General features: G+C 38.1%; 23 protein-coding genes. 11 read left to right on the top strand and 12 right to left on the bottom strand.

Going from position 1 to position 22,506, the window contains the following annotated elements; translation table 11 throughout:
• Nucleotides 1-30 precede the first annotated feature (30 nt).
• Nucleotides 31-1,119, bottom strand: a complete 1,089-nt coding sequence (locus tag Q0W26_RS03325; RefSeq protein WP_298522361.1) for a DNA topoisomerase IV subunit A — start codon at nt 1,117-1,119, stop codon at nt 31-33.
• A gap of 8 nt (nt 1,120-1,127) precedes the next feature.
• Nucleotides 1,128-2,816, bottom strand: a complete 1,689-nt coding sequence (top6B, locus tag Q0W26_RS03320; protein WP_298522425.1) for a DNA topoisomerase VI subunit B — start codon at nt 2,814-2,816, stop codon at nt 1,128-1,130.
• Nucleotides 2,817-3,255: 439 nt separating this feature from the next.
• Here top6B and Q0W26_RS03315 point away from each other — a divergent pair, with 439 nt between their 5' ends.
• Both Q0W26_RS03315 and Q0W26_RS03310 read left to right on the top strand, forming a co-directional pair.
• Nucleotides 3,256-3,990: a hypothetical protein gene (locus tag Q0W26_RS03315; RefSeq protein ID WP_298522358.1), complete on the top strand. Its 735-nt coding sequence runs from the start codon at nt 3,256-3,258 to the stop codon at nt 3,988-3,990.
• Nucleotides 3,983-4,204 (top strand): hypothetical protein, encoded by a 222-nt coding sequence (locus Q0W26_RS03310; protein WP_298522355.1) that lies wholly within the window; start codon nt 3,983-3,985, stop codon nt 4,202-4,204. The genes Q0W26_RS03315 and Q0W26_RS03310 overlap by 8 nt, the downstream gene beginning before the upstream one ends.
• A 28-nt stretch (nt 4,205-4,232) precedes the next feature.
• Here Q0W26_RS03310 and Q0W26_RS03305 read toward each other — a convergent pair whose 3' ends face one another.
• Nucleotides 4,233-4,850 carry a KH domain-containing protein gene (locus Q0W26_RS03305; protein ID WP_298522352.1) on the bottom strand — a complete coding sequence of 206 codons (618 nt, stop codon included), beginning with the start codon at nt 4,848-4,850 and terminating at the stop codon, nt 4,233-4,235.
• Between the two features lie 192 nt (nt 4,851-5,042).
• Between Q0W26_RS03305 and Q0W26_RS03300 the strand changes: the two genes are divergently transcribed.
• The 3 genes from Q0W26_RS03300 (at nt 5,043) to Q0W26_RS03290 (ending at nt 6,370) form a co-directional block, all read left to right on the top strand.
• Nucleotides 5,043-5,561 carry a hypothetical protein gene (locus Q0W26_RS03300; RefSeq protein WP_298522349.1) on the top strand — a complete coding sequence of 173 codons (519 nt, stop codon included), beginning with the start codon at nt 5,043-5,045 and terminating at the stop codon, nt 5,559-5,561.
• Between the two features lie 190 nt (nt 5,562-5,751).
• Nucleotides 5,752-6,045: a nucleotidyltransferase family protein gene (locus tag Q0W26_RS03295; RefSeq protein WP_298522346.1), complete on the top strand. Its 294-nt coding sequence runs from the start codon at nt 5,752-5,754 to the stop codon at nt 6,043-6,045.
• On the top strand, nt 6,035-6,370 hold the full coding sequence (locus tag Q0W26_RS03290) for a DUF86 domain-containing protein (RefSeq protein WP_298522343.1): 336 nt from the start codon (nt 6,035-6,037) through the stop codon (nt 6,368-6,370). The genes Q0W26_RS03295 and Q0W26_RS03290 overlap by 11 nt, the downstream gene beginning before the upstream one ends.
• Before the next feature lie 322 nt (nt 6,371-6,692).
• Here Q0W26_RS03290 and Q0W26_RS03285 read toward each other — a convergent pair whose 3' ends face one another.
• The 3 genes from Q0W26_RS03285 to eif1A form a co-directional block, all read right to left on the bottom strand.
• A complete protein-coding gene (locus tag Q0W26_RS03285; protein ID WP_298522341.1) occupies nt 6,693-7,187 on the bottom strand; it encodes a hypothetical protein in 495 nt (164 codons plus the stop codon).
• Nucleotides 7,188-7,305: 118 nt separating this feature from the next.
• Nucleotides 7,306-8,079, bottom strand: a complete 774-nt coding sequence (locus Q0W26_RS03280) for a serine protein kinase RIO (RefSeq protein WP_298522338.1) — start codon at nt 8,077-8,079, stop codon at nt 7,306-7,308.
• A gap of 28 nt (nt 8,080-8,107) precedes the next feature.
• The gene (eif1A, locus tag Q0W26_RS03275) at nt 8,108-8,449 is read right to left on the bottom strand and encodes a translation initiation factor eIF-1A (RefSeq protein ID WP_298522335.1); all 342 of its coding nucleotides are present in this window, start codon (nt 8,447-8,449) and stop codon (nt 8,108-8,110) included.
• 73 nt (nt 8,450-8,522) lie between these two features.
• On the opposite strand from eif1A, the gene glp reads away from it, so the two are divergent.
• From glp to Q0W26_RS03260, 3 genes are all read left to right on the top strand, one after another.
• Nucleotides 8,523-9,746, top strand: a complete 1,224-nt coding sequence (gene glp, locus Q0W26_RS03270; protein ID WP_298522332.1) for a gephyrin-like molybdotransferase Glp — start codon at nt 8,523-8,525, stop codon at nt 9,744-9,746.
• A 751-nt stretch (nt 9,747-10,497) separates the two neighbouring features.
• A complete protein-coding gene (locus Q0W26_RS03265) occupies nt 10,498-10,959 on the top strand; it encodes a GyrI-like domain-containing protein (protein WP_298522330.1) in 462 nt (153 codons plus the stop codon).
• A gap of 9 nt (nt 10,960-10,968) precedes the next feature.
• On the top strand, nt 10,969-11,217 hold the full coding sequence (locus tag Q0W26_RS03260) for a hypothetical protein (RefSeq protein ID WP_298522327.1): 249 nt from the start codon (nt 10,969-10,971) through the stop codon (nt 11,215-11,217).
• 12 nt (nt 11,218-11,229) lie between these two features.
• Here the strand turns inward: Q0W26_RS03260 and Q0W26_RS03255 are convergent, their stop codons facing one another.
• From Q0W26_RS03255 to hypD, 3 genes are read right to left on the bottom strand one after another with little or no spacing between them, the layout of a single operon-like run.
• Nucleotides 11,230-12,540 (bottom strand): TldD/PmbA family protein, encoded by a 1,311-nt coding sequence (locus Q0W26_RS03255; RefSeq protein ID WP_298522324.1) that lies wholly within the window; start codon nt 12,538-12,540, stop codon nt 11,230-11,232.
• A gap of 7 nt (nt 12,541-12,547) precedes the next feature.
• Complete coding sequence (locus Q0W26_RS03250) at nt 12,548-13,252, bottom strand: phosphoglycolate phosphatase (RefSeq protein ID WP_298522321.1); 705 nt, start codon at nt 13,250-13,252, stop codon at nt 12,548-12,550.
• 1 nt (nt 13,253) lies between these two features.
• The gene (gene hypD / locus Q0W26_RS03245; RefSeq protein ID WP_298522318.1) at nt 13,254-14,300 is read right to left on the bottom strand and encodes a hydrogenase formation protein HypD; all 1,047 of its coding nucleotides are present in this window, start codon (nt 14,298-14,300) and stop codon (nt 13,254-13,256) included.
• 81 nt (nt 14,301-14,381) lie between these two features.
• On the opposite strand from hypD, the gene Q0W26_RS03240 reads away from it, so the two are divergent.
• Both Q0W26_RS03240 and Q0W26_RS03235 read left to right on the top strand, forming a co-directional pair.
• Complete coding sequence (locus tag Q0W26_RS03240; RefSeq protein ID WP_298522316.1) at nt 14,382-16,076, top strand: cytidylyltransferase domain-containing protein; 1,695 nt, start codon at nt 14,382-14,384, stop codon at nt 16,074-16,076.
• Nucleotides 16,063-17,118, top strand: a complete 1,056-nt coding sequence (locus tag Q0W26_RS03235; RefSeq protein WP_298522313.1) for an N-acetylneuraminate synthase family protein — start codon at nt 16,063-16,065, stop codon at nt 17,116-17,118. The genes Q0W26_RS03240 and Q0W26_RS03235 overlap by 14 nt, the downstream gene beginning before the upstream one ends.
• Before the next feature lie 9 nt (nt 17,119-17,127).
• Here the strand turns inward: Q0W26_RS03235 and Q0W26_RS03230 are convergent, their stop codons facing one another.
• The 3 genes from Q0W26_RS03230 to Q0W26_RS03220 form a co-directional block, all read right to left on the bottom strand.
• Nucleotides 17,128-18,678, bottom strand: coding sequence for an NERD domain-containing protein (locus Q0W26_RS03230; RefSeq protein WP_298522310.1), 1,551 nt, complete (start codon nt 18,676-18,678; stop codon nt 17,128-17,130).
• 140 nt (nt 18,679-18,818) lie between these two features.
• A complete protein-coding gene (locus tag Q0W26_RS03225) occupies nt 18,819-20,393 on the bottom strand; it encodes a glycosyltransferase family 39 protein (RefSeq protein WP_298522308.1) in 1,575 nt (524 codons plus the stop codon).
• Between the two features lie 38 nt (nt 20,394-20,431).
• Nucleotides 20,432-21,274 carry a UbiA family prenyltransferase gene (locus tag Q0W26_RS03220; RefSeq protein ID WP_298522306.1) on the bottom strand — a complete coding sequence of 281 codons (843 nt, stop codon included), beginning with the start codon at nt 21,272-21,274 and terminating at the stop codon, nt 20,432-20,434.
• Between the two features lie 151 nt (nt 21,275-21,425).
• Here Q0W26_RS03220 and Q0W26_RS03215 point away from each other — a divergent pair.
• Nucleotides 21,426-22,506, top strand: a 1,081-nt coding sequence (locus Q0W26_RS03215) for an inositol-3-phosphate synthase (RefSeq protein ID WP_298522303.1), incomplete at its 3' end; no start/stop codon positions are given.

Below are 22,506 nucleotides of genomic sequence, written 5' to 3'. Positions count from 1 at the left end.
ATAAAAAAAATAAGGAGGAAAGAATCAAGACTATGCTTGATTTTCCATTTCTTCAAATTTAGCTGGGAAATACTCGTCTACTACGTATTCGAGCCCATATTTTGAGAAAGATTGCTGTTCTGCTTTCTTACCGATTTTAAGCATCTTTTTAATTTCAGTTTGCCAGAAATCAGTTTTGTACCTTGGGTCTTTTGAAAGCTCTTTAAGCCTCATGACGTCAACATCCTTGAGTTTATCGGTAGGCAAATCGTAGTTGATAATGTCAGATGCTGTTACTCCGATGAACTTGGCGTCAGGTGTTGCTAACTGTTCATTAACGTGAGCTAATTTAGCACTTCCGGAAATGATTACCTGTGCAATGTGAAATCCCCAAGGGTCTCCGTCGTTACAGATATAGACAGGCAAGCCTTTTTCTTCATTAAGTCTTTTAAGGAATCTTCTTGTAGCACGTGCAGCCTGTCCTTTAAGCCCAACGATTAGGCAGTTAAATCTGTTATGGGCATTTTCCTGCACTAGCCTGTGGAACATTCCCATGGTTTCCACTGCCAATACTTTATCGACATGGCAGTCTTCCAGTTCCACCTGGTCGATTGTAGGGGAGATTGTATATCCGGATTTTCCCATTTTAGTTGCGTTAATTTCTGTGCCCTCATCTACTAATGTGATGTCACCGTAAACTGATGCGCCGTCCTCTTCAGGCATTAAACCTAATTCCTCACGGGTAACACCGAGAGTCACTTCTAAGTCTTCTCCAACAATGTTTGATTCTTGCTGGGTCTTAAAGCTTATTCCCCATCCTTCGGAAACATAGTACATTTCCCTGATGGTAGCGGTTTTTTCTCTTGCAACTAAATCTTTACAGAAGTTACCTACATAAACCATTTGGCCTAATTTTCTGATTTGTTTCACATTTCCAAGTGATCTTCTTCCGAATCTGTCTCCCAATACGTAATATCTTTTAGCTTCATCATAAACAATGTTTCCTGTACCTCTGGATGGAACTTTGATACTTGGAACTTTGCTTTTTTCAACATCTTCAATAATTTCCTGGCCTAAACCTTTAAGTTTATTAAAGGTGTATTCTTTTCTCTCTTCCTTATGTGATTTACCTTTAGTCATTTAAATCACTACTCCTCAAAATCCTCTTCTTCATCTTTGTCTATGAAGTTGTCTAATGTTGAATTTCCCTGTTCGACAGTGTTTCCGAATTCATCAACTTCTTCCATGATGATTGCATCAAGTTCTTCTTCCTCTTCTTCCTCAACTTTCTCACCAAGCAATTCCGCAAGAGCCCTTTTAGTTACTTTGACTAAAATGTCTTGATATTCCGGAACGCCGGTTTCACCAAGTTTTGCGGCTTCTTCGATGATAACTGGAACGTATTCTTCGAAGACTTTTGAACGTTTTTCCTTTTCTTTGGCGGCTCTTTTGGCTCTTAAATGTTTTTGTAGTTTACGGGCAAGTTTCATGGTTGCCTGTCTGATTTCGTGAACGATTTCAGGTTCAGGGGATACGCTCTGCTTACCTGTTGAAAGGTAAGGTACCTGAGTTGAGATGATGTTTACGAATAATGTCAGTGGAGTGTTGTCCATGTCCCTTAATCCGTAACGTTTCCAGTCGATACTTTTGAGGGCTTCTGTAATTGCACAGCTTCCTGCATCGAAAGTCAATGGAACCCTGTTTGCAAACCTCATGATTTCGGATTTTCTCTGTTCGCTGACAACTCTTCCTGCATTTCCTCCGTAGGCCAGGCCCGCTTCAATAATGAATGAAACACCTCCAGCATAGGTAACAGGCTTTCTTGTAATTGTCGCTACAAATTCAGGTTGAAGGATTTGCTTCATACCCTTTTCGACTTGTTCGGATCCAATCGGTATGAGCCCGTCGGTTGGAGGGGCCATGAATTTCATTTTCTTAAAGCAGTGCACGATGGCTTCAGCTTCCTGGAAAGTCATTGCTTTCGGACGTTTGTTCATGTCAATTCCGGTTGCTTCGGCAATTTCATCCACTCTTTTGTTGGACATCCTTGACATTGAGGATGTTAACATGCTTTTATATCTTCTGCTGTCAGTGTTTTTAGCCATTGTCATTAAATCATCAGCGCTTACACCTTTAGGGTGTGGCAATACTTCCTTAGGCTGTACAGGCACAACGTCAGCTGCCCTTTTGAAGATATATTTGTGTCCTGATGGGTCCCTGAATGTGATTCTTGCATGAGGGTTTCCAATCATGGTTCTTCTGATGTATTCAAAAGCGCCTTGTTCCGCTAATGAGTAGGAAACGTCCTTGAACTGCAGTTCGATGCATACTCCGGTGCTTTCCGCAGGATAGTCTTCCCTTTCCATCAGGATTCCACGGTTGTTTTCAACATCCATTTGGAATTTCATTTTAACGCCCTTGATTTCATCTCCTTCCTTGTAGCATGAAATTACTCGGGCAGGCTTACCGGTGGTCATCTGTGATAGGAGCACACAACCACTACATCCTAAACCCTGCTGTCCTCTGGACTGGATGTTTCTGAATTTGGATCCTGCAAACATCATACAGTATACCTGCATCACATAGTCTTCAGGAATACCCGGTCCGTTATCCTTATGCTTTAAAATGTAATGCTCCTTGTCGACACGTTTCAATTCAATATCGATGTCGGGCAATATTCCCGCTTCTTCACATGCGTCAAAACTGTTTGTAATCAGTTCGTGAAAAACAATTGTTAAAGAACGGATTTTACCTGTAAATCCAAGCATTTGCTTATTTTTTCTAAAGAACTGTGATGGAGTTAATCTTTGAAAATCCTCTTCCCAATCAAGTCCCATTTGTTGTTCTTGAGCCAAAATTTTTCCTCCTTTATAGGTAATATGTTTAAATTTATTATGCTATGTTATATTTAAATCAAGTGAGAGAGCATTTGAAAAGTAATATTCATACGGTACCCTATCTGACTTGTTTCAATATGCGGTAAAATAATAATTTAAAAACATGTAGAAAATATAGTATTTGTACTATGTTATCTATATATATCGGTTACAGTATATAAGGTTTTACTATATTATTAATAATCTTTATAGCAATCTTTCATTAAAATTGATTTGTGTTTGTTTAAATTTTCCGATTTTGATTTTGGGGGTTTCAAATGTCTTATTTTTTAAAATAAATAAAAAGTTGTCTGGGTCTGTAAAATTGTTCTGAGCGTGTAAAATTGTTTTCAGGCAAAACTGGGTAGTTTATATAATTTGGAGGACATATCACTTACTCATGATTTCCGTAAATAAATTAAAAAATATTGCGCATAAACTTCATTTGGATGAGGTCCTTGAATCTCACAAAGAACTGTGGAGGGATAATCGGGGAGGATTTTTGATTCCCGCTACTGCAAAAATAAGGGATTTGGAGTATGAGAGGTATCGTCACCTTCCGGTCAATTGGGATCTCTCTCCAGTAACTAATGAACATTTACCGGATGAGTTTTCCCAAAAGGCAGTTAATACGATTGACATGTTTCGAAGGAAAACTTATGATTTAAAATGTGAATGTCTAATTTATTTTGATATTCAGACAGGAAATATTGTGTCCTGTAATTTTTCAGATGATGAACCTAATGAAGTAAATGCAGTAATTTATTCTAAATGTTTAAAGGGGATGCATATTGCATCTATACACAATCATCCTCATCAGTATTATTCTCCTCCATCTGGCAAAAATTTTGAAATGTTAGGTAAAGAATTTGAGGAATATGAGTTAATTTCTACTAAAAACGAATTATGGATTTTGGAATCAAAGGAAATTGTTTTCAGTGATGAAGTGATTCAAGATATTCGTAATAATGCCGATGAATCATTTGAATCTTACTTACGTGAGACAAATGTTGAATTAGAAAAAGGTCATCAGGTCATTGATAATGTAGATAGAGATTATGGAATATATTTGTTAAATTATTTAAATAACGAATTTGAAAATATTAAATTGAGAAAGGTGAATTTAAATGAATGATTGGGAATGTAGAAAAGATCCGGTTTATGTTTCTCGGGATGCAGGTTACAGTAAAATTGAATCTATTTCTCCTGAGAATCGTAGGAGAGCTAAAGAAATGATGGATGATCCAAATACAGTCACTCGTATTGACACATTAAACAAACTGTACTCCAAAATGGGTGTTATTGTCCATCCGGAGAGAATGACAAATTGGTATGCATTTACCGATTAAAAAAGTAGTGTTTTAGGAGTTTTCACTCCTAAAAATCATTTTCATCAAATTCAATTCCGTCCTTGAATTCGATTTTATCGTCGTGGATTCCGACGAGGTCTTTGAATTCCCTTAATTTAAGGTCTTCCTTTTTATGTTCCAGAAATCCGTAGACTGATTTGTGCCTGGAACCTTTAAGTATCATTTCTATGGCTTCCTTTGCAATCATGATGTTGTCCATTTCACCTATAAGTGAAACGGTCTTGCCGTAGATTGCCATGTCCACTTCAGCCATTTCCATGATTATTTCACGTGTTTTCCCGTCTTTTCCGATTATTCTTCCTTTGTGTCTTGCAAGGGCTTTTTTGGATTTTCCGATGTATAATGGTAAACTGATGACTTCAAGATAAATGTCATCGCTGATAAGCTTAAGCGCAACTTCCGGATTGAATCCACGGGCAACAGCCTTTACAATATGGTTGGCATTCCAGACTCCTAAAGGATCTTCCATGTCGTCTCTAGGTGTGATGTAAACGGTTCCGTCCTCACTGTCAATGTCCAGGATTGTTCCGGTTGCCTTTTCAATGGATTTTTTAACTCCTCCATTGCTTCCGATTAATGCCCCTACTCTGTTTTGAGGTATTTTCAAGTAATCTGTTTCCGGCATAATTTTCACCTTTTTTTGATTAGAATTAATAATAATTATTTAATTTAAAACTTTTAAATGTTTTTGTAATATGTCTTATTTAATATTTGGGGTCACATTACCGAGTTATGGTAACATTAACATTATTAATGAGTTTCATATAATGTTAAGTATATCTTACTGGAAATGCTTGATTTGTGATGGGGTGTTGATGTGCGGAAAAGTACTATATTTGCAATAACTTTCTTTTTACTAAGTCTTGTTGTTCTTTTCTCGTTTCATGCGGGAAGTCCCGTTCCCGGAGGAAACAAGTTCCATCTTCCCGAACCCAGGGAGATTGACGTTAACGGAGTCAATTTCACAATCTCCTGGGGATTTCTTGAGGATTCAAATTCCTCTGATAATGTAACTTCTGATGTGCTTTTCAACCATGAAGCGACCAAGGGGGAGCGGACGTTTCATCAAAACGACATTCTGCTACTTGCAATAACAGTATATGATTTTAACGGATATGATGTCACATATGATGATTTGGAATTGTTAAATGACGGTTCATATGTTGACAAGTCAATTAAAGGTATTGACGGCATTTTTAAAAACGAGTCTGTTGAAACCCACACTGGATTTGTAAAAAACAATCATCAGAGGTATTATTTCAACTACATTAAGGACGGCAGGATTGTAATGATTCAGTGCGATAAGTTGAGCACCATTGATGAGATTGTCAAATAGTGTTGGCTATGTAAAGTCTGGGATTAACATATTCCCGTAGAAAAGATGTTTTACTCACGTCTCGGTATAACATTTTTCTGTAATGAAGTTTGGATTAATTGTTTAATTAATTTTCTCCATAAAAAAATATTTATTTAATATAAAATTAAAATTAAATATTAATTAGATTAATTTTCATTAGGTGTTTTTAATGATATTTACAATTGAAGAAATCACAAAAAGAACCATTCCAATTGCCATTAAGCATGGGGTTAATAGGTTATGTCTTTTTGGATCTTATGCTAGAAATGAGGCAAGTGACGACAGTGATTTGGACTTCATTATGGATGATGGGGATGTGAATTCTTTAATTAAATATATGTCTTTTGTTCAAGACTTGGAAGATGAATTCAAATGTCATGTTGATTTGGTTTCATCATGCAGTCATAATAAGGAATTTTTAAACAAAATCAAAAAAGATGTGGTTATAATCTATGAACGCTAAAGATGAAAAACATATTAAGAAAATCATAGAATACTGTGAAGCAACAGCAAGTGATATTGAGTATTTTGGTGATGATTTTAATGAATATTTGGCCAATGACCATTACCAAAGAGCATGTGCTTTTAACATTATCCAAATTGGAGAGTATATTGGTAGATTGTCCGATGAGTTCAAAGACCAGCATCCATATATTGCTTGGAATAGTTTAAAAGCAATGCGGAATATTCATGCTCATGATTATGAAAATGTTATTGAACATCTGGTTTGGGAAACTATGAAAGTGGAGCTTCCAGAACTTAAGGAATACTTAGAAAAATTGTTATAATATATTTCTAGATTAAAAATATTTATTTAAAATTTGACAATTGGTTTTTAAATTATAAAAATGCGCAATATTGCGAGAATTACAGCTATTAGTATATATAATTTTATTGTACCTCTCCAGCTTCTAAGATTAAATGGCAATATTTTATCCAACAAATCTGGGGATAATAACAAGAATAATACGGCTATTAAAAATATTGATTGCAATAAGTTGGATGTAAAATATGATGAAACTAGAATGTCTTTTACATAGTCAGTTAAACATATTCCAATTAATATGCTTATTGGAAATCCAATAAAATAATAAATTATAGGATTATATCCTAAGGTATTTTCATAATGGATGTTTCCCATTTCATCTTCTTTTTTGACACGGCAATTTCATCATCAAATACATTAAGTCTCAATGACATGAAAAGTAATGGTATTTGCTGTGATAAAAACATTATGGCTGCATTAATAGGGCCTTGAGTTTTTAGATTTGGATAAAAGAATATTAGTGAAAGAGCTAAATTTAGAATACCTATAAAATAAAATACAACTTGATAACTCATTCCGATATGATATTTTGAAACTAAACCATATTTTCTATCAAACCAATCTCTTTTATAAGTAAAAATTGCCATAAGTGCACTTATTATAGTAAAAGAAAATATTGTGAAAAATATGTTTGTTGAATGTATTGCAGACATCAGAATCGAAAGGATAATTCCTCCTACAAAACATAAAATAAAAATAACTATGGAATATATTTTAAGTTCTTCTGAATCTAAAAGCAACCAGGGTTTGTTAATAATTGAAAAAAAAGTGTTATTCATTCATATCTCCCTTTTAAAAAATTAAAAATGTAATCTTTTTTTTACTAATATTCTATTTGTAAGTAGGTGCTTTTAAAATTTTGGGTTGACATATTCCCATAAGAAAGATGTTTTACTACTAAAATTTAGGGTCAACGTATTCCCAGATTTCTTCAAAACTGGTTTTAACGCCAAGTCTTGTGTATTCACGAACAAGGGTATTGATGTCACGTTCAAGCAGCTCTTTTGAAATCGGATTGTCTAAAACCACTGACTGTGAAACGTCAATGATGACTGGCTCTTCATTCAAATTCAGTATATTGTAATTGGACAGGTCTCCATGAACTAGTTTAGCTTCACGTACAAATAATTTCAGTTGAACTAACAATTTATTGAAAAATTCCTCCGGATCTTTTGGAGGCTGGTTTTTGACTGGCTGTGCAGGATTTCCGTTTTCATCCCCAATGAATTCGATAATCAGAACGTTGTTTGAGCTTGTAAATGCTTTCGGAACTGTAACTCCCGCATCATACAATCTGGTTAAGTTCTTGAACTCCTTTGTAACCCAGGAATAGATGATTTTCCTTTTGTTTTTGGTTTTGATGTTGAATCTTGGATCGCCTTTAAGGTAGTAGTCCATCTTTTTAAAATCAGAAGTGGCTATCCTGTAAATCTTGACTGCCACAAAGCTTTCGTCATCCCTTATGCCTGTAAGCACGTTGGCTTCCTTTCCTGTGCTTATTGCACCATTCAATACGTCAATGTATCCCTGATTAGCTAATTTATAAAGGGTTTCTAAAGTAATCTTGTCAAAAATCTCATTTCCCACCTTTCGCTCGGAATTGTCCTTTTTCCTTTTTTGGGAATGCAGTTTTTGATGGGCAGCGTCAGCCTTGGCTATTTTAGAATCCATTTATATCAAAAAAATAAGTAAAATAAAGCTACATTTTCAGGTAGCCTTTTCTTTCAAGCCAATTTGATTCTGTTTTGGTGTATCTCCAGATTACATCGGCTTTTTCATCAGATTGGAAATCCCATGGTTTTACAAGGATTACGTCTCCTTCACGAATCCAAATACGTTTTTTCATTTTTCCAGGGATTCTGGTCATTCTTATGTTCCCGTCGGCACAGCGCACTTTCAGTTTTCCGTGCCCCATGATCTGTTCAACTACTCCAGGAATTTCACCTTTCTTAGGAGTTCTCACTCTCCTGTACTCTTGTTGTTGGTTTTGATTAGGTTTTGACAAATACTCTCCTCCAAAAAAATATAATACATTTCTCATTAGATTAAATTATTTATATATTTATGAATATATTATTATATTAAGTTATTGGATAGTATATAAAGGGATAACTATGGGAACTGAATTTTTAAAAATTAAAGAATGCGATGAAGCTATTGATATCATTAACGATTTATTCGAGAGGAACCTGGCTCCGCAAAGCGAAGAGATTGAAGTTGGCGAGGCTTACGGAAGAATATTGTTTGAAGACGTTTATTCAAGAATGGATTTCCCTCCATTCGACAAGGCATTAAAGGATGGCTTTGCGATATTGGCCGAAGACAGTTTTGGGGCTTCTGAAGAGTCTCCAAATACTCTGGAGGTCATTGACTTTCTCGAAGCCGGCTCAACTACAGACAAAAAAGTTGAAAAGGGCAAATGCATCGAAATCAGTACTGGTGCGGCCATGCCTGAAGGAGCAGAGGCTGTTGTAATGGTTGAGTATGCTGAAAAAATGGATGGTAAAGTTAATTTATTTACTACTGCCACTCCGTCACAGGATGTTGCCAAAAAAGGTTCAGACATTGAAGAAGGTAATTTGATTCTCAAAAAAGGCGATTTTTTGAATCCAGGAAAAATCGGAGTTTTGCTTTCACAGGGTTTTGAAACAATCGAAGTTTACAAAAAGCCGACAGTTGGTGTAGTATCTTCAGGTAATGAAATCACACTTCAAGGTCAGGATTTGGAATATGGAAAAATATATGATGTAAACGGTGGAATGATTAAGAACGATGCCATTTCATGCGGTGCCGATGCAAAATTCTTGGGAGTCATGAGGGACAGCTACGATGAAGTCAAGGAGAAAATTACTGAGTCATTAAAAGAGGTGGACATACTGTTCTGTTCCGGTGGAACCTCAGCAGGTCTGGGGGATGTACTGAAACATGTTTTGGATGAGCTTGGTGAGGTATATATCCATGGAATTTCAGTCCAGCCTGGAAAACCAACAATCGTCGGGGTCATTGGTGGCAAAATGGTCATTGGACTTCCTGGAAATCCGGTTTCCGCTTTGATGATATTCAATGCATTTGTTGCTGAGCCATTGACAAGACTTGCCGGAATCGAAAAGGACTTTGAGCTCAAGACAGTCAAGGGCACAATGACTCGCAGAATCCACTCACAAGTTGGAAGGATGCAGTATCAGCTCGTTAAAGTCGATGGCGATAATGTAAATCCGATATTTAAAGATTCAGGAGCAATATTTTCACTTTCAACCGCTGACGGCTATGTGAAAATCCCAAAACTGGTTGAAATATTGGATGAAGGTGAAGAAGTGGAAGTTTATCTGTTCAATTAAAAAAAGAAAGGGAAGAATTACGCAAAACTCCGGTTGTGAAACCTTAAAAAATCAAGAACCTTTCTTTTTAAAGTTCGTCAGTCATACTGCAACGATATTTAATGCATTAGATGGATTGAGATGTCTATTGCATTCAATATAATTGAGACAATGTTGAGTGTAAGGCCAATACGCTCCAACATTTTTTGTTAGCACTGTCATAATTGTTGATGTGGTTCACAATATCATCTCTCGATTGTTAATGTTTTAATTTATCTATTACTTATTAAATTTGCTTTAATTCTATAAATAGGTGCTAGTTTTTCTTTAAACAATATTTACTTCACTTTGAAATATTATATTGTGAATTGAATATTGTTTTCAGAATGTTTTTTAAAAGTAGTTTTGAAAATAAGTTGGAATTTTGGTTTTTTTAAAAATAGATTGGGATTGTCTAAAGTTTGCAGTATAAACCACAAACTTCCACAGTTAGACAATCAACATCAACAATATGAATGAAAATGTTATTTTGGCCCTCATTTCCATTCTGAAAATACTCGAATATGATTTACATATTCTTGTTTATAGATAGTAATTTTCATTATTTAAATGTATCTATTCTTACAAATTATTTCATATTAGGGCGCCATTTTTTAAATTTAACACATGTTTACAGTTAATTTTTGAAATAAAGCAAGTATCTGTCAAATCTGATAATCAATAACAACTTTTTTTAATTACAAAATCAATAAATTAACAATAGGTGTAAATTATGGATTATGAAGTTAAAGTAATTCCAGAACAAAAATTGGGAGTTATTAACTGTAAAACTCCAATCGAAGATTTAGGAATATTCCTTTCAATATTGATGGGTTGGGTTGATGCTGAAGAGATTGAAACCGAAGGCGAACCATTCATCGTTTATTTCTCACCAAGACACGAAGTCAATGAAGGTGATGTCGTATATGACGTAAGCATTGCCATTAAAGGCGACGCTGATGAAACCGACAGGATCCGTGTAGTCGACATGATTGAAAATAAGGTCCTTGCCGGAAAGCATTTCGGACCTACTGACAATATCATGGACACTTATGCAGAACTGGTTGAAATCGCCCAGAAGAATCATTATGACATTATCGGATCACCTAAAGAGGTTTTAATAAAAGGCGTCCACAACTGCGATGATGAAAAGGAATTCATAACTGAAATTCAGCTGCCGATAATTGAGATGTAGGTGATTAATATGTCTAAAAAGGAAGTTGACTTTGAAAAGGAACTTGAAAAGCTCGCTCGCCAGTCTAACATCAACATCAGAAAATCAGAATATGCTTTTGAAAATCAGATAAAGAAATTGGATGAGGACATTGATAATCTGGCAAAAAATAAGATTAAGGAATTCGATAAAAACAAGCAGCTGGCTTCCGATTATCTCAACATAGATTATCGTGACGGCACTATTGAAAGATATAGAGAAAAATTAAAAAAGATTTAATTTTTCTTCTTTTTAATTTTGGCCAACGACCCTTAAATCATGCACCAGCAGTTTAGGCAGGATAAATGAGCCGTACTGTTTCACTTCGGTGTTTAAACCTTCTACTTTTTTCATTATTTCAAACACGTTTCCTGAAATCATCGCCTTATCGATTGGGTCTGTGAGCTCTCCGTTTTCTATTTTGAATGCATTGCTTGCCTCCACTGAAAAGTCACCTGAAATAGGATTTGCGGTGTGGGCTCCCAAAACGCTTGTTGTAAGAACTCCCTTATCGATTTCTGAGATGTCTTTCAGTTCTGAGAACTTAAACTCAAGATTTGTCGGTGAGATTGAAGGTGTTGTGAGGTATGAGCCTCTAAATCCGTTGGAGGTTGTTTTTGTGCCTGCCTTGTTTGCGGTGTATATGTCATAAATGAATGAGCTTAAAATACCGTCTTTTATTAAGTCTGTCTTTTTGCTGACACTTCCTTCACCGTCACAGCATGATGAAAGCATTCCTCCTTCCAAAAGTGGATTGTCAATGATTGAAAGAGTTGGATTGGCTATTTCTATGCCTGTCTTGTCTTTTAGGATGGATCTTCCTCTCATCACGTTTTCACCGTCAAAGGCACCCATGAATGTCCTTAAAAGTCCGGTTGCGGCATAGTAGTCCAGGACCACGTCATAATCGTTGGTTTCGATTGGTTTTGTGTCAAGTGAACTTTTTGCCAAATCGCACACTTCATTTGCCAGCTTGACACCGTCCAAATCAAAGAATCTTGATGACTCGGAGTTGTATGCGGTTGCAATCCTTCCGTCCTTCTGGATGGTGACGGACAATCCGATTCCGAATCCTGTTCCCTCATTTTCTATGGAAACGCCATTTGAATTGACGATTAATGATCTTCCTTCGCTTGCTGAAAATCCTGAACCTGTAATTTCACATCCGCTGTCTGAAGCGGTTGCAATGACAGTTTTTAGAAATTCCACGGATTCATCAAGGTCCAAATCATTGAATTTCTCATCATAAACTCCTTTAACATCACTGATCTTTTCAACTTCGGAAAATGCATAGTTTTCATCTTCCTTGTTGAGTTTGGCGTTCTTGATGGCCTGGCTGCATGTCGCATCAATATTGTTCATGTTTGAAGTGTATGCAAAGCCGACCCTGTTGCTGTTGATTACTCTTATTCCAAGGCCCTGCTCGATTTCTTCCTTTGCAAAGTTCAGTTCATCCTGCTTTGAGTCAAGCTCTATCAGTTTGGACTCGTCAATGTAAATTTCGTAAGCGTCACAGTTGTTTTTAAGTGCTTTTTCTGCTTTTTCTGCTATTTCGTATATCATGTTATCACTAAAGCGCAAATTTTTCAATGGCTTCGGCCACTCCGTCTCCGAACATTTTCTCACAGGTATATGTGCTTATTTCCTTAAGCTTGTCTTCCGCATTTCCAACGGCAATCTTGTAGCCCGCCTGCCTTAGGAAATCCTCATCGTTCTGGCTGTCTCCTATTGCCATCACGTTGTCCATGTTGATTCCGTTTCTCTCGCACAGGTACCTTAGTGAGGTTCCCTTGTTGACCCTTTTGTCTGTAACGTGGAGCGCAAAGCCGCTGTCATATATTTCAAGCTCATCCACGTATTTGAAATCCTTAAGGGCCTCATCCAGCTCCTCTTTAGGCAATGTCTTGTAGAATACGGTTTCTGTCAGTCTGTACATGTTGTCGTGGGAAGCGTGCTTGTCGAATTTTTCACCTAACTTTTCTTTGAGGTGCTTTTCGGCTGATGTAACGAATTCCCTGTCGACCAGTGTCTCGACAGCATTGTCGTTTTCACCTTCCTTAAAGACGACTCCTCCGTTTTCACACACAAGCCCTCCGCTGCATCCGATAAGTACTTCTGTTGCATATGCATAGTTGACCACATTTCCGGTAACGATGATTGTCGGAATTCCAGCAGCTTCAGCCTTTCTTAAGGCTTCAATCGCTGAAATGCAGATCTGCCTTTTCTCATCGGTTATTGTGCCGTCGATATCCACTGCTATTGCTTCTATTGTCATGTTATCCTCTTGAGTATCTGTGGGCGATGTTGCATGTTCCTTCCTTACTTACCATGCACGCTCCGATAGGGTGAAGCGGATTGCAGGTTTTTCTGAATAGCTTGCAGTCCTCAGGCCTTGCAAGACCTCTCAGGATAGGTCCGCAGATGCAGCCTTTAGGAGCTTCATTAACGTCCTTGACTTCAATGTCATACTTTTCACGGGCGTTGAAGTCTGCAAACTCGTCCTTGATTTCAAGGATTGAATTAGGGATTTTTGGAAATCCTCTCCATTCCCTTGAGGTCACTTCAAATACCTCTTCCATTTTCTCCTGCGCTATGACGTTGCCCTCTTCCCTTACTGCCCTTGCGTATTCGTTGTCTATTCTTGGTGTTTCATTATGAATCTGTCTTAAAATCATGTATACTGACATCAGTATGTCGAGAGGGTTGAATCCTGCCACTACCTGAGGTATTCCAAAGTCAGTTGAGAAGTATTCGAAAGGCTTTGTTCCGATGATTGTGCACACGTGTCCCGGCTGGATTAATGCATTGAGGCTTGTCTGACCTGAATTTATCAAAAAGTCGATTGCCGGTGGAATCAGCCTGTGGCATGAGAGCACTGAGAAGTTTTCAGGTGGTGTTGCCAGAAGTTCAGCAGCTGTTGTCGGTGCGGTTGTCTCAAAGCCTGCAGAAATGAATACAACATCATTGTCCTCTTTTTCGGCTATTTCAATTGCTCTGTTGATTCCGTAAACCACTCTGACATCTCCTCCTTCTGCTTTTGCATCTGCAAGGGATCTTTCAGAACCAGGAACTCTCAGCATGTCTCCGAAGGTTGTGATTGTAACTCCCTTATCAATAAGTTGTAATGCCTCGTCGATTTCACGTGACGGCACTACGCATACGGGACATCCTGGACCTGCAATGATTTCCACTTCGTCAGGAAGCAGACTTCTGATTCCATTTTCCATTATTGTGTGTTCATGGGAACCACAAACGTGCATTATCTTAACTGGAGTGGCTAAGTTGTTTATTCTATCCAATAGCTCTTTTGACATATTTTTCATACTAACACCAAAGATTTAATAATATATAATGAATATATTTAGTATTGGATTTATTATATTTTATTATTTAAGTGATGAGCCATGTTTAATAATAATATGATATTGGTGGTTATTCCGGCAAGGGGAGGCTCCAAAGGCATTCCCAGGAAGAACCTGAGACTGCTCAACAACAAGCCCCTCATATCCTATGCAATCGAAACCGCAAAGGCATCAGAGTATGTTGATGATGTTGTTGTAACCACTGATGATTCTCAAATAGCATTGATAGCCGAGAAGTTCGGAGCAAGCGTCGTCAGGCGTTCAGAAGAGCTTGCAACCGATGAGGTTTCACTCGATCCGGTTATTCACGATGCAATGATTCAAAAGGAAAAGCAGGCATTTGACGAATACGACATTGTTGTCACCCTGCAGCCGACTTCTCCCCTGATTAAGGTTGAAACCTTAAATCGGGCAATTGAGAAGTTCGAGGATTTCAGCCTAGACAGCATTATTTCAGTCGTTGACGACAGGCACCTGAGCTGGGGATATGACGAGAACAACCAGAGGTATTTCCCGAACTATATCGAAAGGGTGGACAAAAACTCCCTTCCGAAATCATTTAGGGAAACCGGAGCGATTCTCGCATCCCGCAGAAATTTCATCCAGGAGGATTCCCGTCTGGGCTCAACCATTGACATCATCGAGGTTTCCCGTGAGGAAAGCGTCAACATCGAAACCTATGAGGACTGGTGGATTGCTGAAAATCATCTTCAAAAGAAAAGGACTGCAATTGTCGTGAATGCCTCTGATGAAATCGGAACAAGCCACATCAACCGATGCCTGTCACTTGCTTCAAAGCTAGTGTTTCATGACGTTTTATTTTTGATTGATGAAAAGTATCAGTTGAGTATCGATATAGTTTCAGGCAATAACTTTTCTTATGTTGTTTATGAGGATATTCCTGATTTGCTTGAGGAATTGAAGAAATTTGACCCTCAGATTGTTATTAATGATATTTTAGACACTTCTGAGGAGTATATTTCCGCATTGAAAAGCGAAGGATATTTTGTCGTCAACTTCGAGGATTTGGGAGTCGGTAGCTCTCTTGCAGATGTGGTGTTCGATGACTTGTACGAGCATGACCTTGGCGAGCTTAACGTGTTCACAGGACATAAGTATTTTGTCTTGAAGGATGAGTTCTATTATCAGCCGCCTAAGATAATCACAAACACCGTCAACAGGGTTTTGATTGCTTTCGGCCAGTTCGACTCAAACAACTTCACAGAAAAGGTCACTGACGCTATTTTAACAACCACCTATGACGGCAGAATCGACATTGTCCTTGGTCTTGATTATGAGAATGTGGAAGGAATAGTTTCCAAATACGAATCCAATCCTCTGATTCAGATTTACAGAAACGTTTCAAACTTCAGCGAATTCATATTCAAGGCAGATTTGATATTCACTTCACCTAACAAGTCAATGTATGAAATCTGTTCCATCGGAGTTCCTACAATATGCCTGTGCAAGGATGACAGGGACGTGTCACATGTCTTTGCAAACCACAACAACGGCTTCATAAATATGGGCCGTGGAGAGGACCTTGAAAGGCAGGATGTTGTGGAGGAGTTTGCAAGGGTGGTCAATGATTTCGACTTGAGGATGGATATGCATCAAAAGATGCTGTCCATTGACCTTAAAAACGGATTTGAAAATATACTTGCCGTTATTGAAGAGGAATACCGTAAATTTGAATTCAACAAAAACTTGAGCAGGTTTGACAATGAACATATTTAACAAGAAACCATTTCTGATTGCAAACATCAGTTTCAACTTTTATGATCTGGCCAAAAGGGAAAACATCTCATATATGGATGCCGCAAAGCTTCTCATTGAGGAAGCGCAGATGTGCGGCGTGGATGCGGTAATGTTTCACGCCTATTCGGTTGAAAAGTTCATCTCCCGTGACTCTCCATCATTCTGGAATCTTTCCTATGAGGAATCCCTATCCCAGTTTGAACTGTTCAACAAATATGAAAAGTTCGGAATTGGCGAGTACCGCAAGCTGGCCCAGTACTGCAGCGAAATGGGCATCATGTTTTTAGCAGAACCCCTGGATTCAGAATCAGTCGATGCGTTGGATGATTTTGTCGACATCTATAAGATTTCATCATCCGATTTGACCAACATTCCGTTCATTGAAAGTGTTGCCTCTAAAAACAAGTCAATACTTCTTTCAACAGGTGGTGCGACTCTGCTTGAAATCAAAAATGCCGTCAAGGCAATTGAGGATGTCTCAACATCAAACATCGCAATCATGCATTCCGTTTTATCATATCCGACAGACTACAAGGACGCCAACCTTCTGATGATTAAGGATTTGGCTCAAAACTTTCCGGACTATGAGATAGGATATGTTGACTACACAAAGCCTGATGAGAAAATGATGGTTCTGACAACCGCCTACGGCTACGGCGCCACAATACTCGAAAAGCATTTCACATTCGACAAGTCATTGGGCGGATACTACAACACTTTTGCAATGGATCCCGATGACGTGATACGCTTCAAAAATAACGCTCTATTTTTATCAAAAATCAACGGAAGCTCAAACAAGCAGCCCTTGATATGTGAATCCTCCGCAAGAAAGGAGATTAGAAAATCAATCGTTGCAAAATCAGACATCAAAAAAGGTGAAAGCATTACCGAGTCAGACATTGCATTTAAAAGACCTGGCAGGGGAATATCTCCCGCTCGGATTGGTGATGTGGTTGGAAAAACAGCAGGCTGTGATATCGCGAAAGATACGGTCATCACTTTTGAAATGTTAAATGAATAAAAAAAGAAATTAAATTTCTGAAGAGCAATCTGCAGAATAGTTGTTGATTAAAACAGCGCATTTGTCGATTGTTTCAGAATCTAATTTTATAGTGCTTGTTTGGATTTGATGTAACAATTCCTCGATAAACAGGTCTTCATCGGTTAAAGGCATGTTTATGACTACGACCTCGTTGTTTATGAAACCTACCAGAGGTTCGACGAAACAGTTTTTGATGTTGTTGTCATTGAGGAAGTTGATTAAATCCTCACCTAATGTCAAGGCTTTTTGCTTGATTTTATTGTCTTGAGAGAATTTTGCCTGTTTGGTTGTGTATCTGAACCTTCTCACATTGTCCTCGCTTGGAATCTCTTCAATCTTGTCCTCATCGGATTCGGTTGAACCGATCAGATTCAGGTTTTCGTTTTCTGATTCCAGTCTGAGTTTAGGATTGTATTTCTGTGAGAGAAGTGCATAAATTCCTGTAGGGCCTACAACCAAGTGGTTAATGCCTGAGCTTGAAGTTGGAATTTTCACGTTATAGAATACGTAGAATTCTTGAGGTAAACTCAATAAGTGTTCTCTGATGATTCTTGTTCTTTTTTCGGTTTCTTTAACGTCTCTAGTTTTGTAAATTCCATAACATAAGATAATTACTCCAATGAACAGGGCTACTATTCCAACACCGCTGTTGATTATTAGAATCTCAATGATACTCAGGACAAATATTACTGCTCCGACAATGAGGAGTGTGGTATTTGTGTCCATGTTCTTTATGTCGAAGTCATCATATCCTGTGCTTAGAAGGGAACCTGTAGTTGGGTCTCCTTCGCCGTTTCCAGGTTCAGGGATTGTAAGCCTGTCAATGATGCTTCCGAATGATCTTTCCTGAGGTTTTTCATCAGTCTTAGGATAGTATTCGTTCATGCTTTTGAAAAATTCGTCCTTGATGTAATTTTTCAAGATATTGTAATCGTTGGTTTTCGGAAGAGCAAATTCCTTTCCGAATTTTGTCATCACCGCTTCCGGAATTGTTGTCCTGGCGGTTTTGGAGTTCAATTCTTCTTCCAGTTCGAGCTCTTCTTGCTCTTTCTCATCCTTAGCTATTTGAAGCATGTTTTCTTCTGAGAAAAAGTTTTCCAACCTGTTAGTAATTGATTTAAAGGAGTGTGTATTATCTTCTGTCTGTTCCTCTTCGTCAGGTTTGATTTCCTGTGCTTGATTTTCCTGTCTGATTTGCTGAACTTCTTTTCTTCTTTCCTCGACGTAGCTGTCCAGTTCCTTGTTAAGTTCTTCATCGAGATATCTTAAGGAACCTCCGCAGCTGTCGCATTCATAGTCAAGTATGCTGTCACTGCTTTTGATTTTATATTTCAATCCGCAGTCCTCACATTGAACTATCTGTGAATTGTCATACTTGAATGAGTCAATAAAAGAAGAGCGAGAGTTGTTTTGTTCATCAGAATATTCTTCCAAGTATTCCAAATCTCCTGCGCATGAAGAACACTCGAATGTAGTAATGTCATCATTATCTTCGAGCTGGTATTTTGCACCACAGTTCTTACAGCATACAACTTTCATATATAAATCCTCTTAAATTACTTATGTTATTATTTTTATAATTTTTTTAATTATATATCTTTCTAAAAATCGGCAGTTGTCATCATTTTTTGGACTTGGCAATATTGCCTTAAATTGAAAAAATAGTATTTTGACAGGCTCTATTGGCCTGTTTTCTTGTATAAATAGACGGTATCGATATTTTTAATCTCTGAATAATTTTCCAGGTTGTCCATCTTCGTGTTTGAGATGTAGTATGTCAGGTTGCTGTTTTCAATCTTGTCCACATAGGAATTCGGTATTCCAATCACGTTGTCACCAATCCACCAGCGGAACGGCCTTATGTTGTAGACTCCAATGTCGATGTCCTGATAATCAGGTTCGATGCCTTTCAGATAATTTGAAATGTCCTCGGTTGCATTGTACTTGTCTGTCGGTTCAAATGCCATTGTAAATGCAAATCCCTGTATCATGAATAGGACAATCAGTATTGCCGGGATGATGGCTTTGTTGATTTTAATCCTGTTTTGAATCATGCTTACTGATTTGAGAAGGAAATAAATCAGTGCCGGAAATATCGGAAGGATGTATCTGTTGACCTTGATGCTGAAGTAGCTGAAGAAAATGAAGTTTGCCAAAATCCATGCAATCATCAGATAACCTGTCCTGTTTTCGCTGTCCTTTCCAAGAATGTAGAGTCCCAAAAGCACAATCAGGGTTGTGAGAACCGAACTTATTCGGGTATAGGTTACACATGCAATCAGAAATATTATCAGGGGTATGGCGTGCCTCTTTTCCAGTTTCAGTTCGCTGTCTCTTAACCATAGGATGGCGCCTATTATCAGAATTGCAAAGGTTATCCAGGAGAGGGCTGTCGGATTTTCCAGTACTGGATTTCCTTCAAACACGGTATGTGAATTTGAAATGAAATTCGGCAGATTAAAGAGGTAATATCCAAGTTCCGTATTGTATGCCGGATCTCTACTGGACCCTTGCTTTCCGGAAATTCCGCCGGCCATCTGTGATGCAGCACCGAACTGGCCGTGTCCCATTATGAGCACCGTTGCCAGTATGACTGCCGTAATTGTGACTGCGATTAGAATTCCTCTTTTTATATATTTCCAGTCGTCCTTTTCAATTTTGAAGCCTTTTTCATAAACGTAGTAAAGAAGCAGTGCCGGCAGTGTCAGAATAAGGGTGTATCTTGTGAAAAATCCTATGGCGAATATCGGAATTGCATATGTGTAGAATTTTGGGTTTTTATTGATTGCTATTACGCCAAACAGCACAAACCAAATTGTCATTCCCACCGCCGGAACGTCCAGTGTTCCGTTTGCAAGCCAAGTTAAACTTAGTGTGGTTGTGGAGTATATTATTGCTCCGCATATGCTTAATTTCTCATCATAGAACTGCCTGAATAGAAGATAGATTCCAATGTTTCCGAGTATTGCAAAGGCTCCGGTGACTATGAATATTGCCAGTTTGTCAACCAGACCCACTCTAAATAGAAGGGACGTTAAAAAGCAGATTAATGGGGAGAGATATATGAATCCTGTGGCTCCCCTATTTGTTCCTGTATAGTAAAGGGCATTTAAAAGATAAACGTATACGTCAGAGCAGCTTACGCCGACCTTGACGTTGAAATTTATGTAGTGTGCAACCAAAATGCCGCTGAATATTATCAGAAGCAGCAGGTAATACTTGTCCTTGCCGCCTACATTGAAATCATCAAACATTACTAATACTATCTATGAGATTTCATTAATACTTTTTGTTAAAATGAGCCGAAGATGAATGCGACAAATGCTATGAGCATTCCGATTTTCAGATATTTTGAAACCTTGGAAGCGACATCTCTTTCCGGATTTCTTATAATCATGATTGCTGAGTAGATAAAAAGTATTACGGCAATTGTAATTACAATCAGATAATAGAAGCTGAAAATGTGGTTGAAGTACAGCACAGGGCATAGTGCGCAGTCGACGATTATCAGGACAAATGCAAGTATTGAGGTTATCTTTTCGCCATATAAGATAGGAAGCGTTTTGGCGCCTTCCGCTTTGTCGCCTTCCATGTCTTCAATGTCCTTTACAAGTTCGCGTGCGGTTGTCATCACAAATGCAAAAAATCCAAGATAGAGTGATGTTGTTATTATTGTAGGATTGTTCAGGCAGAATCCTCCGAATACGAATCCGAAACCTGTCATGAATCCGACAGTGAGGTTTCCGATGAGGGGGGTTGACTTTAGCTTATATGCGTATAGATACAGCACGACATCAGCCAAAAGGACGATGATGAAAGGAATCCAGTTGCTGGTCAGATAGCTGATTGTGAATCCGCAGACTGTTCCAAGCAGAAACAGTAGGTATCCGTAGTTTCTTCCGGCCTTAAGTGAGATTCTTCCGGAGGGAATCGGCCTGTCGGGTTTGTTTATCAAATCAATATTGTAGTCGAAATAGTCATTGATAACATTTCCCGCAGCGGTTTCGAAAAATACTGCAAGCATTGCAAGTATTATGGGCACAGTAAAGCTTTTATCGATAATTGCCACAAGGATTATTGCAATGGCACCCATCATTGCATTTCCAGGCCGTAATATTTCAATATATGGATTCATTTTATCTACTCTTTGTCAACAAGTTCTCATGCATTGCTTAATTTGTATAGCATATTAATGCATAATTTTATATAACTATATTACATAACTTATATTAGTATTTTATTTAATTAAATTATTACTTTAAATTGATTTATAGCTGGTGTTAAATTTGGATAAAATTAAAATCGCTATTGTTGGAATAGGTAACTGTGCAAGTTCACTTATTCAAGGAATTCATTATTACGATGGTAAAAATCCAGAAGACGCAATAGGACTTATGCACTGGGAAATCGGAGGATACAAACCTAGTGACATAGAAGTCGTTGCGGCTTTTGATGTAGATGCAAGAAAAGTCGGAAAAACCATAGACGAAGCAATTTTCGCTAAACCTAACTGTACAACAGTATTTCAAAAAGACATTCCAAAATATGACGTGGAAGTCTCCATGGGCCATGTTCTCGATGGCGTTGCAGACCACATGTCCAATTATGATGACGAATACACATTTGTTGTAAGTGACGTTGAACCTGTTGATGTTGTAAGCGTCCTTAAAGAAAGCGGCGCTGAAATATTGGTAAACTACCTGCCTGTGGGTTCCGAAGAGGCCGCAAGGTATTATGCGCAATGCGCTCTTGACGCAGGAGTTGCTTATGTAAACTGCATGCCTGTATTTATTGTCAGCGATGATGACTGGGATGCAAAATTCAAGGCTAAAGGAATACCTATTGTAGGCGATGACATCAAGGCCCAGATCGGCGCTACAATTACCCACAGAACACTGGCTAGCTTATTCATGGATAGGGGTGTAAAGCTCGATAAGACCTATCAGATCAACACCGGAGGTAACACAGACTTTTTGAATATGCTCAACCGTGAAAGACTGGACTCCAAAAAGGAATCCAAAACTGAAGCTGTTCAGTCCGTGCTGACAGAAAGGATGGATGACCGTGACATTCACATCGGCCCTAGTGACTATGTCCCATGGCAAAACGACAACAAATTATGCTTTTTAAGAATGGAAGGTCGCACATTCGGTGATGTTCCGATGAACATCGAACTCAGATTAAGCGTGGAGGACTCTCCAAACTCAGCAGGATGTGTAATTGATGCGGTAAGATGCTGCAAACTCGGTTTGGAAAGGGGCATTGGAGGACAGCTGACCTCTATTTCTTCATACACCATGAAGCACCCTCCGATTCAATACACTGATGATGAAGCATATGAAAATGTTGAAAAATTCATTTCTGGCG

The sequence above is a fragment of the uncultured Methanobrevibacter sp. genome (assembly GCF_947169325.1).
Taxonomy (GTDB): Archaea; Methanobacteriota; Methanobacteria; order Methanobacteriales; family Methanobacteriaceae; genus Methanocatella.
The sequence above is the reverse complement of the archived record's forward strand: the minus strand, read 5'-3'. Positions and strand labels throughout refer to the sequence as shown.

Bases quoted from the DNA above. Each gene is read 5' to 3' on its own strand.
- Q0W26_RS03255 (WP_298522324.1), bottom strand. From the start codon at position 12,540: ATGATATACGAAATAGCAGAAAAAGCAGAAAAAGCACTTAAAAACAAC.
- Q0W26_RS03225 (WP_298522308.1), bottom strand. From the start codon at position 20,393: ATGTTTGATGATTTCAATGTAGGCGGCAAGGACAAGTATTACCTGCTG.
- Q0W26_RS03295 (WP_298522346.1), top strand. From the start codon at position 5,752: ATGATATTTACAATTGAAGAAATCACAAAAAGAACCATTCCAATTGCC.
- top6B (WP_298522425.1), bottom strand. From the start codon at position 2,816: ATGGGACTTGATTGGGAAGAGGATTTTCAAAGATTAACTCCATCACAG.
- hypD (WP_298522318.1), bottom strand. From the start codon at position 14,300: ATGAAAAATATGTCAAAAGAGCTATTGGATAGAATAAACAACTTAGCC.
- glp (WP_298522332.1), top strand. From the start codon at position 8,523: ATGGGAACTGAATTTTTAAAAATTAAAGAATGCGATGAAGCTATTGAT.
- Q0W26_RS03220 (WP_298522306.1), bottom strand. From the start codon at position 21,274: ATGAATCCATATATTGAAATATTACGGCCTGGAAATGCAATGATGGGT.
- Q0W26_RS03260 (WP_298522327.1), top strand. From the start codon at position 10,969: ATGTCTAAAAAGGAAGTTGACTTTGAAAAGGAACTTGAAAAGCTCGCT.
- Q0W26_RS03285 (WP_298522341.1), bottom strand. From the start codon at position 7,187: ATGAATAACACTTTTTTTTCAATTATTAACAAACCCTGGTTGCTTTTA.
- Q0W26_RS03310 (WP_298522355.1), top strand. From the start codon at position 3,983: ATGAATGATTGGGAATGTAGAAAAGATCCGGTTTATGTTTCTCGGGAT.
- Q0W26_RS03305 (WP_298522352.1), bottom strand. From the start codon at position 4,850: ATGCCGGAAACAGATTACTTGAAAATACCTCAAAACAGAGTAGGGGCA.
- Q0W26_RS03265 (WP_298522330.1), top strand. From the start codon at position 10,498: ATGGATTATGAAGTTAAAGTAATTCCAGAACAAAAATTGGGAGTTATT.
- Q0W26_RS03240 (WP_298522316.1), top strand. From the start codon at position 14,382: ATGTTTAATAATAATATGATATTGGTGGTTATTCCGGCAAGGGGAGGC.
- Q0W26_RS03280 (WP_298522338.1), bottom strand. From the start codon at position 8,079: ATGGATTCTAAAATAGCCAAGGCTGACGCTGCCCATCAAAAACTGCAT.
- eif1A (WP_298522335.1), bottom strand. From the start codon at position 8,449: ATGAGAAATGTATTATATTTTTTTGGAGGAGAGTATTTGTCAAAACCT.
- Q0W26_RS03230 (WP_298522310.1), bottom strand. From the start codon at position 18,678: ATGAAAGTTGTATGCTGTAAGAACTGTGGTGCAAAATACCAGCTCGAA.
- Q0W26_RS03250 (WP_298522321.1), bottom strand. From the start codon at position 13,252: ATGACAATAGAAGCAATAGCAGTGGATATCGACGGCACAATAACCGAT.
- Q0W26_RS03235 (WP_298522313.1), top strand. From the start codon at position 16,063: ATGAACATATTTAACAAGAAACCATTTCTGATTGCAAACATCAGTTTC.
- Q0W26_RS03325 (WP_298522361.1), bottom strand. From the start codon at position 1,119: ATGACTAAAGGTAAATCACATAAGGAAGAGAGAAAAGAATACACCTTT.
- Q0W26_RS03290 (WP_298522343.1), top strand. From the start codon at position 6,035: ATGAACGCTAAAGATGAAAAACATATTAAGAAAATCATAGAATACTGT.
- Q0W26_RS03315 (WP_298522358.1), top strand. From the start codon at position 3,256: ATGATTTCCGTAAATAAATTAAAAAATATTGCGCATAAACTTCATTTG.